The sequence below is a fragment of the Corallococcus sp. AB011P genome (assembly GCF_003611605.1).
In the GTDB taxonomy this organism is placed as follows: domain Bacteria; phylum Myxococcota; class Myxococcia; order Myxococcales; family Myxococcaceae; genus Corallococcus; species Corallococcus coralloides.
Genome location: NZ_RAVX01000001.1, coordinates 1,090,785 through 1,106,341, shown reverse-complemented (window position 1 = coordinate 1,106,341; position 15,557 = coordinate 1,090,785). Strand labels below are relative to the sequence as shown.

13 protein-coding genes and 1 riboswitch are annotated in these 15,557 nt (G+C 69.2%); of the genes, 10 read left to right on the top strand and 3 right to left on the bottom strand.

All coding sequences use genetic code 11. From position 1 onward, the window contains the following. Positions 1-71: 71 nt before the first annotated feature. Genes D7X30_RS04745 through D7X30_RS04735 form a run of 3 tightly spaced genes read left to right on the top strand, consistent with a single transcriptional unit; the run spans position 72 to position 2,159 of the window. The gene (locus D7X30_RS04745) at positions 72-665 is read left to right on the top strand and encodes a DUF2239 family protein (protein ID WP_120561587.1); all 594 of its coding nucleotides are present in this window, start codon (positions 72-74) and stop codon (positions 663-665) included. After that, entirely contained in the window at positions 662-1,675 is a 1,014-nt protein-coding gene (locus tag D7X30_RS04740) for an NADP-dependent oxidoreductase (protein ID WP_120561586.1), read from the top strand. Before D7X30_RS04745 ends, D7X30_RS04740 begins: the two co-directional genes overlap by 4 nt. A gap of 43 nt (positions 1,676-1,718) precedes the next feature. Then, positions 1,719-2,159, top strand: coding sequence for a nuclear transport factor 2 family protein (locus D7X30_RS04735; protein WP_120561585.1), 441 nt, complete (start codon positions 1,719-1,721; stop codon positions 2,157-2,159). A gap of 10 nt (positions 2,160-2,169) precedes the next feature. Here D7X30_RS04735 and D7X30_RS04730 read toward each other — a convergent pair whose 3' ends face one another. Next, on the bottom strand, positions 2,170-3,609 hold the full coding sequence (locus D7X30_RS04730; RefSeq protein ID WP_120561584.1) for a PLP-dependent aminotransferase family protein: 1,440 nt from the start codon (positions 3,607-3,609) through the stop codon (positions 2,170-2,172). Positions 3,610-3,692: 83 nt separating this feature from the next. Between D7X30_RS04730 and D7X30_RS04725 the strand changes: the two genes are divergently transcribed. The 4 genes from D7X30_RS04725 to sthA all read left to right on the top strand — a co-directional run bounded on the left by D7X30_RS04725 (position 3,693) and on the right by sthA (position 7,754). Further along, positions 3,693-4,148: a cupin domain-containing protein gene (locus tag D7X30_RS04725; protein ID WP_120561757.1), complete on the top strand. Its 456-nt coding sequence runs from the start codon at positions 3,693-3,695 to the stop codon at positions 4,146-4,148. 74 nt (positions 4,149-4,222) lie between these two features. Further along, the gene (locus D7X30_RS04720; RefSeq protein WP_120561583.1) at positions 4,223-4,894 is read left to right on the top strand and encodes a hypothetical protein; all 672 of its coding nucleotides are present in this window, start codon (positions 4,223-4,225) and stop codon (positions 4,892-4,894) included. A 159-nt stretch (positions 4,895-5,053) separates the two neighbouring features. Beyond that, complete coding sequence (locus tag D7X30_RS04715; RefSeq protein ID WP_158619204.1) at positions 5,054-6,265, top strand: PPC domain-containing protein; 1,212 nt, start codon at positions 5,054-5,056, stop codon at positions 6,263-6,265. Positions 6,266-6,356: 91 nt separating this feature from the next. Next, entirely contained in the window at positions 6,357-7,754 is a 1,398-nt protein-coding gene (gene sthA, locus D7X30_RS04710; protein WP_120561581.1) for a Si-specific NAD(P)(+) transhydrogenase, read from the top strand. Between the two features lie 70 nt (positions 7,755-7,824). Here sthA and ahcY read toward each other — a convergent pair whose 3' ends face one another. Next, complete coding sequence (ahcY, locus tag D7X30_RS04705) at positions 7,825-9,255, bottom strand: adenosylhomocysteinase (protein ID WP_120561580.1); 1,431 nt, start codon at positions 9,253-9,255, stop codon at positions 7,825-7,827. A gap of 91 nt (positions 9,256-9,346) precedes the next feature. Further along, positions 9,347-9,419: riboswitch (S-adenosyl-L-homocysteine riboswitch) on the bottom strand. Between the two features lie 253 nt (positions 9,420-9,672). On the opposite strand from ahcY, the gene D7X30_RS04700 reads away from it, so the two are divergent. From D7X30_RS04700 to D7X30_RS04690, 3 genes are all read left to right on the top strand, one after another. Continuing rightward, positions 9,673-10,629: an AHH domain-containing protein gene (locus tag D7X30_RS04700; RefSeq protein WP_120561579.1), complete on the top strand. Its 957-nt coding sequence runs from the start codon at positions 9,673-9,675 to the stop codon at positions 10,627-10,629. 1 nt (position 10,630) lies between these two features. Beyond that, on the top strand, positions 10,631-11,203 hold the full coding sequence (locus D7X30_RS04695; protein WP_199724163.1) for an imm11 family protein: 573 nt from the start codon (positions 10,631-10,633) through the stop codon (positions 11,201-11,203). A gap of 110 nt (positions 11,204-11,313) precedes the next feature. Next, the gene (locus tag D7X30_RS04690; protein ID WP_120561578.1) at positions 11,314-14,094 is read left to right on the top strand and encodes an HAD-IC family P-type ATPase; all 2,781 of its coding nucleotides are present in this window, start codon (positions 11,314-11,316) and stop codon (positions 14,092-14,094) included. 12 nt (positions 14,095-14,106) lie between these two features. Here the strand turns inward: D7X30_RS04690 and D7X30_RS04685 are convergent, their stop codons facing one another. After that, on the bottom strand, positions 14,107-15,555 hold the full coding sequence (locus tag D7X30_RS04685; protein ID WP_120561577.1) for a glycosyltransferase: 1,449 nt from the start codon (positions 15,553-15,555) through the stop codon (positions 14,107-14,109). Between the last annotated feature and the right edge of the window lie 2 nt (positions 15,556-15,557).

The following is a 15,557-nucleotide window of genomic DNA, read 5'->3' as shown; positions in this document are numbered from 1 at the left end:
CATCCCGGTCAACGCGCACATATTACCCGGGTATAATTGACGTCCATTTCTACCCGGGTAATATCCCCGCCATGCCCTCCCCTTCCGCCACCTGGACCGCCTTCGCCGGCCAGCGCCTGCTTGCCTCCGGCCCACCGGACGAGGTCGTCACCGCTGCCAAGGGCGCGCTCGACGCGGGCGAGCATGAATCGCTGCTCCTGTTCGACGACGCCACGGGCCGGACGGTGGACTTCCACCTGCGCGGCACACTGGCGGAGGTGCTCGCCCGCCTCCAACCCGCGCCGGACCCGGCCGCCGAGTCCTCCGAGCCCCGAGGCCCCGGCCGCCCGAAGCTCGGCGTGGTGGCCCGAGAGGTGACGCTGCTGCCCCGCCACTGGGAGTGGCTGTCCGAGCAGCCTGGCGGCGCGTCCGTGGCCCTGCGCAAGCTGGTGGAGGCCGCTCGCGCGAACAGCGGCGACGCCGACCGCGTCCGCCGCGCCCAGGCCGCCACGGACCGCTTCATGACCACGATGGCCGGCAACGCGCCGGGCTACGAGGAGGCCGCCCGCGCGCTCTACGCGGGCGACCGCGCCCGCTTCAACAAGTGGACCCGGAGCTGGCCGGACGACATCCGCGACTGCGCCCGGAGGCTCGCGGCCCCCGCCTTCACCAAGGAGACGACGTGAATCACCAGTGGGTGCTGAAGTCGCGTCCCCACGATGAAGTCTCCGACGCCTGCTTCGAATGGCGCCGGACGTCCATCCCCACTCCAGGTCCCGGCGAAGCGCTGGTGCGCGTCGCATGGCTCGCCATCGAACCCACCCAGCGCACGTGGCTCAATCCCAACGCGACCTACATCCGGCCCGTCGAGCTCGGCGAGGTCATGCGCAGTGCAGGTGTCGGACAGGTCATCGCGTCCCGCTCCGAACGGCTGGCCGTGGGCGACTGGGTGACGGGCATGACGGGCTGGCAGGAGTACGCGCTGGCCGGTGACGCGGGCCTCTTCGGCTTCAACAAGGTGCCGGACGGCATCGACCCAAAGGCCATGCTGAACCTCTACGGCGCCAGCGGGCTGACCGCGTGGATTGGGGTGACCGACGTGGGCCGCGTGGCCCCAGGTGAAACCGTCCTGGTCTCCGGCGCGGCGGGCAGCGTGGGCTCCATCGCCGGACAGGTCGCACGGCTTCGGGGCTGTCGTGTCATCGGCATCGCGGGCGGAGCGCATAAAGCAGACTGGGTCACCCGCGCCGCCCGGTTCGACGCCTGCATTGATTACAAGTCCGAGGACGTCCGGACGCGCCTCCAGGCGCTGGCACCCAAGGGCGTGGATGTCTTCTTCGACAACGTGGGCGGGCCCGTCCTGGAGGCGGCGCTGGATCATTTGGCGGTGCGCGCCCGCGTGGTGCTCTGCGGCGCCGTCTCCTCCGGCTACAAGGACCGGGACTACGGCGCCACGCCTCGCAATTACATGCAGCTGGCCTTCCAGCGGGCGCGCATGGAGGGCTTCATCTTCCTGGACCACGTCCCGCGCTTCCCCGAAGCCTTCCGCGAGCTGTCCACCTGGGCGGCCCAAGGGGAGCTCGTCCTGACGGAGACCATCACCGAAGGGCTGGAGCAGGCGCCCTCCGCCCTGCGTGGCTTGTTCCAGGGCCGCAACCTGGGCAAGCAGCTGGTCCGCGTCGCGGCCCCTGTCTGAGCGCGGTAGCCTGCTGCCTCCCACCTCACGCACGGAGCCTCGGATGAAACTCCAGACCACGCTGACCACCGTTCTCGCTCTCGCCACGGGCGCCGCGGAAGCCCGGGACCCCGCGCAGGACGAGCGTGAGCTGCTCAAGGTCGAGGCCGCGCTCTGCCGCGCCTTCGAGACCGCCGACGTCGCCACGCTGCGCAAGAGCCTGGACGCGCGCTTCACGCTCACCGACTCCAAGGGCACGGTGACGGACCTGGAGCAGAACCTGGCGGAGGTGGCGAAGAAGGACCCCGTCTACGAGGTCTTCCGCAACCACCACCAGAAGATCCGCCTGTACGGCGACGCCGCTGTCGTCACCGGCATCACCACCCTCAAGGGCCACTCCGGCAAGACGCAGTTCGAAGGCGACTTCCAGTTCACCGACACCTGGGTCTACCGCGATGGCCAGTGGAAGCTCGCCGCGAGCCACGCGACCCGGCTGTCGAAGTGACAGGCGTTGCTCAATCCCTCGTCAATCCCACATGGGCAAGGCTGGCTCCCAGCCGCTTCAAGCCTTCTGGAATGCGTGTCGCGGGAATGCCGCCATACCCCAGCACCAGCCCTGGCCGCGCGCGCGGCCCCATGAAGTAACGCGACAGGGTGATGAGCCCGACCCCCGCGGCCCGGGCCCGAGCCACCGTCTCCCGCTCCAACGCCACGCCCCCTCGCCGGAACGTCGCGCTCAGGTGCAGGCCCGCCACGGAGGGCACCACCTGGAGCCAGTCGCCACAGTGGCGCGCCAACCCTTCCGCCACGCGCGAGTGCCGCGCCTCGTAGTCCCGCCGCATCTTGCGGATGTGCCGTGCCAGCAGTCCGCTGTCGATGAACCGGGCGAGCGCGGCCTGCTCCGGCACCGGGCTGTGCCAATCCATCACACGCCGGGCCCACCGCAGCTCCCGCTGGAGCGACGGCGGCGCGACGAGGAACCCCATCCGCAGCATGGGGACCATCACCTTCGAGAACGAGCCCACGTAGAGCACCCGCCCGGAGCGGTCCATCCCATGCAACGTCTCCAGGGGCCGGCCGCCAAAGCGGAACTCGCTGTCGTAGTCGTCTTCAATCACCACCGCGTCGCGCCGCTTCGCCCACTCCAGCAGCGCCACCCGGCGCGCGGGCGACATGGGCATGCCCAGCGGGAACTGATGCGACGGCGTGACGTAGACGAGCCGCGCGGTGTCCGGCAGCGCCGCCACGTCCAGCCCCTCCGCGTCCACCGGCACGGGCACGACGCGCGCGCCCAGCGACTGGAACACCTGCCGCGCGGGCGGATAGCCCGGCTCCTCCATGGCGACGCAGTCCCCCGGCTCGATGAGCACCCGGCCCACGAGGTCCAGCGCCTGCTGCGCGCCATTGGTGATGAACACGTCGTCCGCCTCCGCGCGCACGCCCCGCGCGACGCCCACGTGCCGCGCCACCGCCTCCCGCAACCCCCGGTGCCCGGCAGCGTCCACGTAGCCCCCGGACACCGTGGCGGCCCGCAGCTGGCGCGCCACCAGCCGGCGCCAGGACTCGAAGGGGAAGCCCGAGACGTCCGGGCTGCCCACGCCAAAGTCATACGCGGCGGGGGCCAGCGGCGCTGGCAGGTCCGGCAGTGAGCGCCAGAAGGCCCGGGCACGCAGCGGCACCTGGGTTTCCCGCCCTGCCCTGCCACGCGGCCGGGACGCCTCTCCCTGGACGAAGCTCCCTGCTCGCGTACGCCCCGCGATGAGGCCTTCCGCGGTGAGCCATTCATACGCCACACCCACGGTGTTGCGCGCCACGTCCAGGCGCAGGGCCAGCTCACGGGTGGGCGGCAACCGCTCCCCGCGTCGGAGGCGCCCGTCGAGGATGGCCGCGCGCAGCCCCCGGTAGATCTGCCCGGCCAGGTCCCGGCGCCCTCGGAGCTCCACATGGAAGTCCATGCCGCATCCTCCCACGGATTGGCCCAATGGAATTCGCCAATCCTGGCCCTGTCACCGGGCCAGCGGTGGACCATCCTTGCGGCATGACCCATTCCGCCTACGCCTCCCACCCCGTCGACTCCGAGCGCATGCCGTGGATCCCCATGGGCCGGCCCGGGCTCGCGTTCAAGCCGCTGCGCTTCTTCCGCGACGGCAGCGGCTGGATGTACCTCTTCCGCCTGGAGCCCGGCACCCTCATCCCCCGGCACCGCCACGTCGGCGAGTCGCACGCCTTCAACATCTCCGGGCGCCGCAAGCTGCTCGACACCGGCGAGGTGATTGGCCCGGGCACGTATGTCTATGAGCCGCCCGGCAACGTCGACAGCTGGCAGGTCGTGGGCGATGAGCCCCTCGTCCTGCACATCACCGTGAAGGGCGGCATCGAATACCTGGGCGACGACGGTCAGGTCCTCAAGAGCGTGAGCCCCGCGGAGCGGCTGGAGACGTACCGCCGCTGGTGCCAGGAGCACGGCGTGGAGGCCCTCGCCACCATCGAGTGACGAATGCGGTTGCCCCGGCCTCCGCCCCCGGGCAGGAGGAGGCCAGGATCCCCTCACTGGAAGGAAGACCGCCCATGCCGCCCAGGCCCACCGCACCGCCCCAGCTCCAGTCCGCGCCCGAAGCGCTGCGCAAGTTCGTCGAGGACCTGTTCACCCTCGACGTGGAGGAGCCCTGGGCCCAGCCCGCGGAGGTGAAGGAGACGGGCGCCGCTCCCTGGCGGCCACCCAACGCCTACACGCTGGTGATGGGGAACCTGGACGTCGAAGGCAACGTGCTGGTGGAAGCCGACAGGCATGACGAGGGCGTCCTCGTCGTGTTCGGCGATGTCACGTGCCGCAACCTCTTCGTCGGCGTGGGCTTCACCTTCGTCTGCACCGGGACGCTGCGCGTGAAGGAGACGCTCGTCGCGACCTCGATGGACAGCGTGACGTACGCGGCGGGAGTGGTGGAGGCGGAGGTCGTCGACTCCGGCTCCGGCGCGTGGCTCACCCTCTTTGGAGACGCGTCCCAGCTGCATGTGAAACACCTCACGCATTACGTGATGAACGGCCGCAAGGTCATCAAATCGCAGAACCCTCCCGACCTGCGCACGCTTGTCGTTCCAGAGGTCCTCGACCTGGAGGAATGGGATTCCCTCTCCGCGGAGGAGCAGGCGGATGAGGACCCGAAGGCCATCATCAAGCTGGACGCGAGAGCGGCCCGCGAGCGCCTGGCCCGCGGCGAGAGCCTCTTCCGCTCGCCCTGAGAAGCCCGCCCGGCTCCAGCTTCCAGCCCGCGCCCTCCGTGCGGGCCGTCCTCACGCGGAATGTCAGACACGCTTGATAGCTTGCGTACTGTCCGGGCCTGGCGGCGACAGGCTTTCGCCGCCCCGGGCGACAAGCGTTCTCACAAACCGAGGAACATCTTGAATCGTCTTGGACTGAAGTCTTTGGCGGCGATGTGGCTGACGTGCGCGCTGACGGGCTGTGGCGCGGAGCTGGAGACGCCCACCGGAGCCCTGGAAGAGGGCGCCATCGAAGCGCCGGCGGGAGAAGTCGTTGAACAGGACCCGGTGGTGGAGAAGGGCCCGCCGCCGGAGCGGCGGCTCCAGGCCGAGGCCGTGGACTGCACCAGCACCACCACGCTGAGCAACGGCGTGCCGGCATCCGGCGTGGGCCAGGAGGCAGGCGCCTGGTCCTGCATCTACAAACTCTCTGTGCCCACCGGGGCCACCCGCGTGGAATTCACCACCAGCGGAGGCACCGGCGACGGCGACCTGTACGTGCTCCGGGGAAGCACTCCTTCGGCAGCGACGAACGACTGCAAGTCGGCCGGCAGCTCCAACACGGAGAGCTGCGCCCTCACGGTGACGTCGTCCGGCGTCTACTACGCCCGGATGTATGGCTACAGCACGTTCTCCGGCGCGACCATCACGGGCACCTACACCCTGACCACCGGTCAGCCGGGCTGCACCAGCACCAGCCCCATCACCAACAACTCGACCACCTACGGCTTGAGCGCGGCTCCCGGGACCTTCTCCTGCGACTACACGCTCGAAGTCCCGTCGGGGGTCACGAGCCTCGCGTTCAATACCTATCTCGGCTCCGGTGGAATGGCCCACCTCTACGCGAAGCGAGGCAGCTCCCCCACCCTGGCGTCCTATGACTGCAAAGGCACCACGGGCGGAGGCAACAACCAGTCGTGCTCGGTCACCAATCCCGCGGCGGGCACCTGGCATGTCCGCGTGTACAACGCGGACTCCTACATGACGCTCACCGGCGCGGCCCTGCGCGGGTACTACACCACCGGCGGCACGGGGAACCCGGGCACCGGCACGCTGACGAACAACGTCCCGGTGACGGGCCTGTCGGGCGCGCAGGGGTCGTACCGCTACTGGACCATCACCGTGCCGGCCGGGAAGACCTCGCTGCTCGTGCAGACGATGTTCGGCACGGGCGACGCGGACCTGTACGTGCGCCAGGGCTCGAAGCCCGAGGACTCCGTCTACGACTGCCGCCCCCTGACGGGCGGCAACACGGAGTCGTGCCTCATCAACAGCCCCGTCGCGGGCGTCTACCACGTGATGATCAAGGGCTACACGGACTACGCCGGGCTGACGCTTCAGGCGTCCTACTGAAGCCGTCCCGCGAACCTGATGTGTGAAGCAGTGCCCGTCCCCGAGGTGATTTCTTCCCTCGGGGACGGGGTTGGGGGAACACTCCGGACCCATGAGCGCTCGGCGGTTCGACGTGGTGGTCCTCGGCTCCGGTCCCGGTGGTGAAGGGGCTTCGATGAAGGCGGTGAAGTCCGGCCGCAAGGTGTGCACCGTGGAGCAGGGAGCCCTGGTGGGCGGCGCCTGCACCCACACCGCCACCATCCCCTCCAAGGCCCTGCGCCACGCCATCCAGCGGCTGTTGGACGTGCAGCACGACCACCCGGAGATGCGGGCGGAGCTGGCCCGCCACACCACGCTCAAGGACATGATGCGCGTGGCGACCACCGTCGTGTCCAAGCAGGTGCAGCTGCGCACCACCTTCTACGAGCGAAACCGGGTGGAGCTGGTGGTGGGCCGCGCGAAGTTCCGGGACGCGCACACCGTGGAAGTCACCGAGCCGCGCGGCTCCGTGGAGCTGCTCAACGCGGACGCCTTCGTCATCGCCACGGGCTCGAGGCCCTATCGGCCCGCGGGCGTGGACTTCCGCCACCCGCGCATCTTCGACTCGGACACCATCCTCAAGCTGCGCGAGTCCCCGCTGTCGATGATCATCTACGGCGCGGGCGTCATCGGCTGCGAGTACGCCTCCATGTTCCGGATGCTCGGCGTGAAGGTGGACCTGGTGAACACGCGCGACCGGCTCCTGTCCTTCCTGGACGACGAAATCTCAGACGCCCTCTCCTACCACCTGCGGGAACAGGGCGTGCTCATCCGCCACCAGGAGGAGATGGTCTCCGTGGAGCCGCACGACGACAGCGTGGTGCTCCAGCTCAAGAGCGGCAAGCGGCTGAAGGCGGACGTCTTCCTCTGGGCCAACGGCCGCTCCGGCAACAGCCAGGACCTGGGGCTGGAGGCGCTGGGCATCGCGGTGGACTCGCGCGGGTGCATCCAGGTGAACGACGGCTACCAGACGTCCGTGCCCCACATCTACGCGGTGGGTGACGTGGTGGGCGCCCCGTCCCTGGCGAGTGCTTCCTATGACCAGGGCCGCTTCGCCGCCACGCACATCGTGGAGGGGCGGATGGAGCACAAGCTGGTGAAGGACATCCCCACCGGCATCTACACCAGCCCTGAAATCAGCAGCCTGGGCCGCACGGAACGCGAGCTCACCCAGGCGGGCGTCCCCTATGAAGTGGGCCACGCCTTCTTCAAGAGCCTGGCGCGCGCGCAGATAACGGGCCGCACCGTGGGCATGCTGAAGCTGCTGTTCCACCGGGAGACGCGAGAGATTCTCGGCATCCACTGCTTCGGGGACAACGCCTCCGAAATCATCCACATCGGCCAGGCCATCATGGCGCAGGACTGGCCGGGCAACGGCATCGACTACTTCATCAACACGACCTTCAACTACCCCACCATGGCGGAGGCGTACCGCGTGGCGGCGCTCAACGGCCTCAACCGGCTGTTCTGAAAACACGAAGGGCACCGCGGGCTCTTGAAGGCCCACGGTGCCCCGGATGTGTCAGGTCAGGACGCGCCGCTTAGTAGCGGTAGGTGTCCTGCTTGTAGGGGCCGCTCTTCTCCACGCCGATGTAGTTCGCCTGCTCGGGGGTGAGCTCGGTGAGCTGGGCGTTGAGCTTCTTGAGCTGGAGCCGGGCGACCTTCTCGTCCAGGTGCTTGGGCAGCACGTACACCTTGCCCACCTGGTACTTGTCGCTGTGCGAGTACAGCTCGATCTGCGCGATGGTCTGGTTCGCGAAGGAGCTGGACATCACGTAGCTGGGGTGACCGGTGCCGCAGCCCAGGTTCACCAGACGGCCCTTGGCCAGCAGGATGATGCGCTTGTTGTCCGGGAAGATGATGTGGTCGACCTGGGGCTTGATCTCCTCCCACTTGTACTGCTCCAGGGAGGCGACCTCGATTTCATTGTCGAAGTGGCCGATGTTGCAGACGATGGCCTGGTCCTTCATCTTGGCCATGTGCTCATGGGTGATGACGGACTTGTTGCCCGTGGCGGTGACGAAGATGTCCGCCTTGTCCGCGGCGTAATCCATGGTCACGACGCGGTAGCCCTCCATCGCGGCCTGGAGCGCGCAGATGGGGTCGATTTCCGTCACCCACACCTGGGCGGACAGCGCGCGCAGGGCCTGCGCGGAGCCCTTGCCCACGTCGCCGTAGCCCGCGACGACGGCGATCTTCCCGGCCACCATCACGTCCGTGGCGCGCTTGATGCCGTCCACCAGGGACTCACGGCAGCCGTAGAGGTTGTCGAACTTGCTCTTCGTCACGCTGTCGTTGACGTTGATGGCGCGGAACAGGAGCGTGCCCTTGGCGGACATCTCCTGGAGGCGGTGCACGCCCGTGGTCGTCTCCTCGGTGACGCCCATGATCTTGGCGCTCTTGCGCGAGTACCAGGTGGCGTCCTCGGCGAGCTTGGCCTTGATGGAGGCGTACAGCTCGCGCTCCTCCTCGCTCTGGGGGTTCGCGATGACGGACAGGTCCTTCTCCGCGCGCTTGCCCAGGTGCATGAGCAGCGTGGCGTCACCGCCGTCGTCGAGGATCATGTTCGGACCCTCGTGGTCGCTGCCGGCGGGGCCGAACTCGAAGATGCGGTGGGTGAAGTCCCAGTACTCCTTGAGGGACTCGCCCTTGTGCGCGAACACCGGGGTGCCGGCCTCCACCAGCGCGGCGGCGGCGTGGTCCTGCGTGGAGAAGATGTTGCACGAGGCCCAGCGCACCTGCGCGCCCAGCGCCTGGAGCGTCTCCACCAGCACGGCCGTCTGGATGGTCATGTGCAGCGAGCCCGTGACGCGAGCGCCCTTGAGCGGCTGCTGCTTCGCGTACTCCTCGCGGATCGCCATGAGCGCGGGCATCTCGCTCTCGGCGATGCGGATCTCCTTGCGGCCCCAGCTGGCGAGCTTGAGGTCGGCGATGGCGTAGTCCTGATTCTGCTTCTGGGTAACCGCGGTCATGGTGTGGCTCCGGATCCAGGTGGCGCGCCTGCTGGCAAGGGAGCGGCCGTGCCCTGGAAAGAAAGGCCGCCTCACCCTCGCAAGAAACGCGTTCAGGTGAGCGCCGTTGGGTCATTCGGCTTCGAGCCTGGGGCCGGGAAGGCCTCGCAACGCTCCTCGAAGTCGCGGGGGAAACTACGGGAAGGCGCCCTGAATTTCAAAGGGAGATTGCCTCGCGGGAGGCAGGCGGAAGTCGCACCCGAGGTGCCCTGGCGGACAGCCGGCGGGAGTGTCCCGAGGGGTGGGAGGATCTGCCCCCGCTTCCGACTGAACGCGCGCTCTCCACCTGTAAATCGAGCAAATCACTGAAAACCGAAAACCCAGAAGTGAGGATGCCTCGCCTCCTGATTTCCAGAGGGGCCGGCTTCTGGGAGTTCCATGCAATCAGTCTGGCTTATCCTGTGGCTGCTTTTGATGGGAGGGTGTGCGACCACTCGCGTTGTCCATCTCGACGTGGGGAACGGCAGGCACGTGGTCCACGAATCCCTGGATGTGGATCCGGTCCAGGTGAGTGAGGATGCGTTCGAGGCGGCCCTCACGCAGCTCACGATGACGCTGCCCGAACCCGTCACGAAGGTCATCGCGGTGGCACTGACCGCGGCGATGGTGGCCTACCTCGGGGTGGTGCCGGTCTGGGAGATGGGCCGGGGCTTCGTGCGGCTGTGGGACGACGCAGGGACGGCAACGAGCGTCATCGAGTTGCAGGACATCGGCCATCGCTTCGGGAAGGTGCTCGGCACGAACGGGACGCGTGTCCTGGTGTTGTTCGTCACCGCGGCCCTGGGCGGAAGGAATGCGATGGCGGCCCAGGGCCCCAGGCTCCCGGGATTCCCCCAGGCTGCGCTCCGAGGACAAGCCGAAGCGGGATTCCAGCTTGGAGAGGCACTGAATGGCGGCGTGACTTCCATCGCGCTGCCCGCTGCGGGAGTGCTGAATGTGGCACTGGCTCCGGGAGCCGCGGCGGCACTGGCGATGTATGGAGAGGGGCGGTTTCCCGGTGACGAGACGGGGCCGGTTCATCACATCCGCACGAACAAGAACCCCATCTCCGATGCTACTGGCGGTCCCTGGACGCCGAAGTGCGAGGAGGTCTTCAAGAAGGCCGGGATGACCCTCGAAGATGCTGCCAACAAGATACGGCTCAAGGGTCATGAAGGGCCGCACCCCGAGAGCTACCATACAGAGGTACTTCAGCGCCTCAATCGTTCGGTTACCCGATGCCGGACGACTGAGACCTGTCGGGCCAGTTTGATGGAGGAACTTGCGAAGATAGCCAACGAGCTTCTGACGTCGGACTCTCCGTTGCGGCGTCTCATTGTGAAGGGGGAGGGATGAGGTGGAACGGTATTTTTATTGGGTGAGACTTGGCGGTGTACCCCAGTGGCTCCTTGCGACGCCGACACGGGATTCGGGTGAGTCGTTTGACGAGCCTTGGATGTTTGTAGATGGTCGCATCCTCACCGACCCTGGCCCCCTCAAGGCACGGTTCGCACATCCTGGCACCAGGCGAGACTTCGTATTCTCTTCGATTGAGGAAACACCCATCGTCAGCGAAGCCGTCGCCACCGTCTTCAGGACTCTCGCACCCGGTGACGTGCAGCTCTTCCCGGTTTCCATCGAGGGAGAAGCCGACCCGTTCTTCGTCGTCAATGCCACCCAGGTGATTGATTGCATCGACGTGGCACGGTGCCGGGAGGTGCATCACTACGAAGAGGGCGCCCACCCCCCTGAATTCGAAGGGGAGTACAACTGGATCTACGGACTGCGAATCGCCCCTTCGAAGACCGAGGGCGCCCAGGTCTTCCGGCTGAAGAAGTTCAAGGTTGCGTTCATCGTCTCGGAAGACGTCAAGAACGCCCTCGAAGCGATCGGAAACCTGGGGGTGTCGTTCGAGCGCGTGACGGATTGAGCACAGGATTACCGGCGCGCGTGGGAGCGCCCGGTGTCCTGCGCGGCAAGGCCCGCCTCCCGCTGACGGGCGGCCCTGCCCGTGGCCAGCTTCCCCAGGGGAGGCACGCCATGCAGGAGCCGTCACAGCCGAGGAAGCAGGCAGGGCTTCGCGCCCCCGACGCGCCTTCCGTCCCCTGGCATGCGCTTCTCCCGGACGCAGTGCTGGAGCGGCTCTCCAGCGCGCCCCAGGGGCTGACAGAGGAAGCGGCCCGGGAACGGCTCGCGCGCCATGGCCCCAATGTGCTGGAGCGCTCGCGGCCGGACAGCGCGTGGAAGCTCCTGTGGCGGCAGATCGACAGCCCGCTCATCTGGGTCCTCATCGCTTCCGCGGGCCTGGCCATCCTGCTGGGCAAGGTGACCGACGGGCTCGTCGTGGCCGCCGTCGTGGTCCTCAACACCCTCATCGGCTTCGTGCAGGAGTACCGCGCGGGCCGCGCCATCGAGGCCCTGAACCACATGGTGCCGGAGACCGCGCAGGTGCTGCGCGACGGGCACCTGGTGGTGCGGCCAGCGGCGGAGCTCGTTCCCGGTGACGTCGTGCAGCTTGCGTCGGGGGACCGCGTGCCCGCGGACCTGCGCCTCTTGCGCTCCCGCAACTTCCAGGTGGAGGAGGCCGCGCTCACCGGTGAATCCGTCCCGTCGAGCAAGCACGTCGCGGCCGTGACCGTGGACGCGGAGCTGGGGGACCGGGCGAGCCTTGCCTTCGGCGGCACGCTGGTGACGTCCGGTACCTCCACCGCCGTCGTCGTCGCCACCGGCGGCGCCACGGAGCTGGGCCGCATCTCCCATCTGATGGAGCAGGCCGCGGACCTGAGCACGCCGCTCACGCGGGAGCTGGCCCGGCTGGGCCGCGTCATCAGCGCGGGCATCGTCGTGCTGTCCGCCGTGCTGCTCGGGGTGGGCATGTTCCGGGGGTATGCCTTCAGCGACGCGGTGCTGGTGGCCATCACCCTGGCCGTGGCCGCCATCCCGGAGGGCCTGCCCGCCATCGTCACCATCGCCCTGGCCATTGGCGTGCAACGCATGGCGTCCCGCCGCGCCGTCATCCGCAAGCTGCCCGCCGTGGAGACCCTGGGCAGCACCACCGTCATCTGCACGGACAAGACCGGCACCCTCACCCGCAACGAGATGACCGTGCAGGCGCTGTGGACCTGGCGCGGGCACTACGCGCTCACCGGCGTGGGCCACTCCCCCTTGGGAGATCTGCTTCACGCGGGGCGCCCCCTGGACGTGCCGCCCGACGACGTGCGCACGCTGCTCGTCGCGGGCGTGCTCTGCAACGAGGCCGACCTCCAGCCCCGGGAGGGACGCTGGGGCATGACGGGCGACCCCACGGAAGGCGCGCTGCTCTTCGCCGCGAAGAAGGCGGGCCTGGGCGTGACGGAGCTGCGCGAGCGCCATCCCCGCCTGGACGCCATCCCCTTCGAATCCGAGCACCAGTTCATGGCCGCGCTCCACGCGGGCGACCCGGAGCACGCCGAGCTCTTCATGAAAGGCGCCCCGGAAGTCGTGCTGCGCCGCTGCGGACCGGAGACGGACCGGGACGCCGTGCTGGCGGAGGTGGAGCGCATGGCGAGGCAGGGGCTGCGCGTGCTCGCCTTCGCGCACAAGCGCATGTCCCGCGCGGACGCGCTGCGGCCCCAGGACGTGGAGGACGGCTTCGCGCTGCTGGGTCTGCAGGGGATGATCGACCCGCCCCGCGAGGAGGCCGTGGCCTCCGTGAAGGCCTGCCACGCCGCCGGCATCCGCGTGAAGATGATGACCGGAGACCATCCGGGCACGGCGGAGGCCATCGGTCTTCAACTGGGCCTCCACGCCCCGGGACATCCGGGCCTCACCGGCGCGCACCTGTCCGGAATGAGCGACGCGGAGCTGGCCGTGGCGGTGAAGGACACGAACGTGTTCGCGCGCCTGGCCCCCGAACACAAGCTGCGGCTGGTGCGCGCGCTCCAGACGCAGCGGCACGTGGTGGCGATGACGGGCGACGGCGTCAACGACGCGCCCGCGCTCAAGCAGGCGGACATCGGCGTGGCCATGGGCATCACCGGCACGGCCGTGTCCCGCGAGGCCGCGGACCTGGTGCTGACGGATGACAACTTCGCCACCATCGTCGCCGCCGTGGAGGAGGGCCGCCGCGTCTACGACAACCTCGTCAAGTCGCTCGCCTTCGTGCTGCCCACCAACCTGGGGCTCGCCCTCATCCTCATGCTGGGCGTGACGTTCTTTCCCCTTCAGGAGGCCGGCGGCGTGCGCGAACCGCTGCTGGCCATGCGCCCCACGCAGCTGTTGTGGATCAACCTGGTGGCCACCGTCACCCTGGCGCTGCCCCTGGCCTTCGAATCGAAGGAGCGCCACGTCATGCGCCGCCCGCCCCGCGCGCCGGACACACCCGTCCTGAGCCACTTCGTGGTGATGCGCACCGGGCTCGTCGCGCTGCTGATGGCGGCGGGCGCCATCGGCCTGTTCCTCTGGGAGTTCAAGCGCCAGGGCGGCACCCACGGCGTCCCCAACGACCAGGCCGTGGCCGAGGCGCGCACCATGGCCGTCAACACCGTGGTCAGCTTCCAGATCTTCTACCTGTGGCTCAGCCGCACGCTGACGGGCTCCACGCGCGAGGTGGGCTTCGCGAGCAACCCCACCGTGTTCGTGGGCATCGCCGCGCTGGTGCTGCTCCAGGCCGCGTTCATGTACGTGCCCTTCTTCCAGCGCCTCTTCGGCTCCGCGCCGCTGTCGCTGGGGGACATCGCGCGGTCGGTGCTGGTGGGCGCGTGCGTGCTGCCCGTCGTGGGCCTGGAGAAGTGGCTGCGCTCGCGGCGGCGGGAGGTGGGCCGGAGCGTGAGCGCCACCTGAGGGTGTCCGGCGTCAGTCGCTCGCCTCCGCGCGCACGTCCAGTTCCTGGAGCAGGGCCACGAAGTCGGTGAGGTGGCGGGCGGCGGTGAAGCGGGTGCGGACATGTTCGTGCGCCTGGGTCCCCAGGCGGGCCGCGAGGACGGGATCGTCCAGCAGCCTTCGCACCGCGGCGGCGAACCCGGCCAGGTCCCCGGGGTCACGCACGAGCAGGCCGTCCACCTCGTGGCGGACCTGGTCCTGGAGGCCGCCCACCGCGCTCGCCACCACGGGCCGGGACTTCCACATGGCCTCCGTGATGGTGAGCCCGAAGCCCTCCCGCAGGCTCTTCTGCACCACCACCGCCGCGTGGCGCTGGAGCGCGTTGACGATGGCGGCGTTCTCATCCGGGTCCACCATGGGCAGGCACGCCAGGTGGACGCGCTGGCGCAGGAAGTGCGGCTGCTCGTGCCACGCGGCGATGACGGCCTCGAGCGTCGCCGCCGCCTCCGGGTCATCCGCGACGGACGTCACCGAAGGCCCGGCGAGGACCAGCTCCGCGCGCAGGCCGGGCGACTCCCGCAGGAGCAGCGCGAAGCCCCGCAGAACCCCCGCTGGGTCCTTCAGGGGGTCCCACCGGGAGACCTGCACCACGAGCGGCGTCCCGGGGGCGGGCGCCGCGCCCAGCCGCACGATGTCCGCCCCGCGCGACACGCGGGCCGGGACCCCGTCCATCCGGGTGAAGACGGGCTCGGGCGCGTCCGGCGTCAGCTCCACGAGCCCCGTGTGCCCCAGGATGGCGTGCGCGACCTCCGGCGCCATGGGCTGGTTCTTCACCGCGAAGATGTCGATGGAGGGCGGGATGACGACGGACCGGTCCGCGAGCAGGGGCGGCACGTAGGCGGCCCGGGAGAAGACCGCGAGCCGAGCGGCGGCCAGGTCCGGCGCGAGGAACGCCCACGCCCGCGCCACCTCCGCATCGAGCGTGTCACTCCCGATGTGGCAGCGCCAGACCACGCGCGCGCCCGCCGCGGCAAGCGTCGGGGCCAGCCCAGCGGTCTGGGGGTCGTGCAGCAGCACCACGTCCCCCGGCCGCACCAGGACGAGCAGCTCCTCCGCGTTGTCGCGGAGCACCTCGGCGTAGCAGGCGCGCTCGGCGGGCCCCAGGACCGAGCCGTCCCCTGGAGAGCCATGCAGCGCGTGGTGCAGCCGCTTGGTGACGTGGAAGAAGGCGGGCGTGCCCTGCACCACCATCCAGCGCGTGTCCACACCCGCCCCGCGTGCGTAGGCGAGCATCCGGGGCAGCAGCTCCGCCACGCCTCCACCCCGGGCCGTGGAGTTCACATTCCAGAAGGTGCGGCCCGCCATGCGCTCGCGGGCCTGCTCCGCGTTCTCCTGGAGCGCCTCCCACTCCAACCCCGTGAGCCTTGGCCGGAAGCACTCCAGCGAGCTGGCCTGCACGTGGACCTCGAAGGGCTTCAGCATGG

What these genes read in the sequence shown, in the direction of transcription:
- D7X30_RS04745 (WP_120561587.1), top strand. Translation starts at nt 72, where the DNA reads ATGCCCTCCCCTTCCGCCACCTGGACCGCCTTCGCCGGCCAGCGCCTG.
- D7X30_RS04735 (WP_120561585.1), top strand. Translation starts at nt 1,719, where the DNA reads ATGAAACTCCAGACCACGCTGACCACCGTTCTCGCTCTCGCCACGGGC.
- D7X30_RS04730 (WP_120561584.1), bottom strand. Translation starts at nt 3,609, where the DNA reads ATGGACTTCCATGTGGAGCTCCGAGGGCGCCGGGACCTGGCCGGGCAG.
- D7X30_RS04725 (WP_120561757.1), top strand. Translation starts at nt 3,693, where the DNA reads ATGACCCATTCCGCCTACGCCTCCCACCCCGTCGACTCCGAGCGCATG.
- D7X30_RS04720 (WP_120561583.1), top strand. Translation starts at nt 4,223, where the DNA reads ATGCCGCCCAGGCCCACCGCACCGCCCCAGCTCCAGTCCGCGCCCGAA.
- sthA (WP_120561581.1), top strand. Translation starts at nt 6,357, where the DNA reads ATGAGCGCTCGGCGGTTCGACGTGGTGGTCCTCGGCTCCGGTCCCGGT.
- ahcY (WP_120561580.1), bottom strand. Translation starts at nt 9,255, where the DNA reads ATGACCGCGGTTACCCAGAAGCAGAATCAGGACTACGCCATCGCCGAC.
- D7X30_RS04700 (WP_120561579.1), top strand. Translation starts at nt 9,673, where the DNA reads ATGCAATCAGTCTGGCTTATCCTGTGGCTGCTTTTGATGGGAGGGTGT.
- D7X30_RS04690 (WP_120561578.1), top strand. Translation starts at nt 11,314, where the DNA reads ATGCAGGAGCCGTCACAGCCGAGGAAGCAGGCAGGGCTTCGCGCCCCC.
- D7X30_RS04685 (WP_120561577.1), bottom strand. Translation starts at nt 15,555, where the DNA reads ATGCTGAAGCCCTTCGAGGTCCACGTGCAGGCCAGCTCGCTGGAGTGC.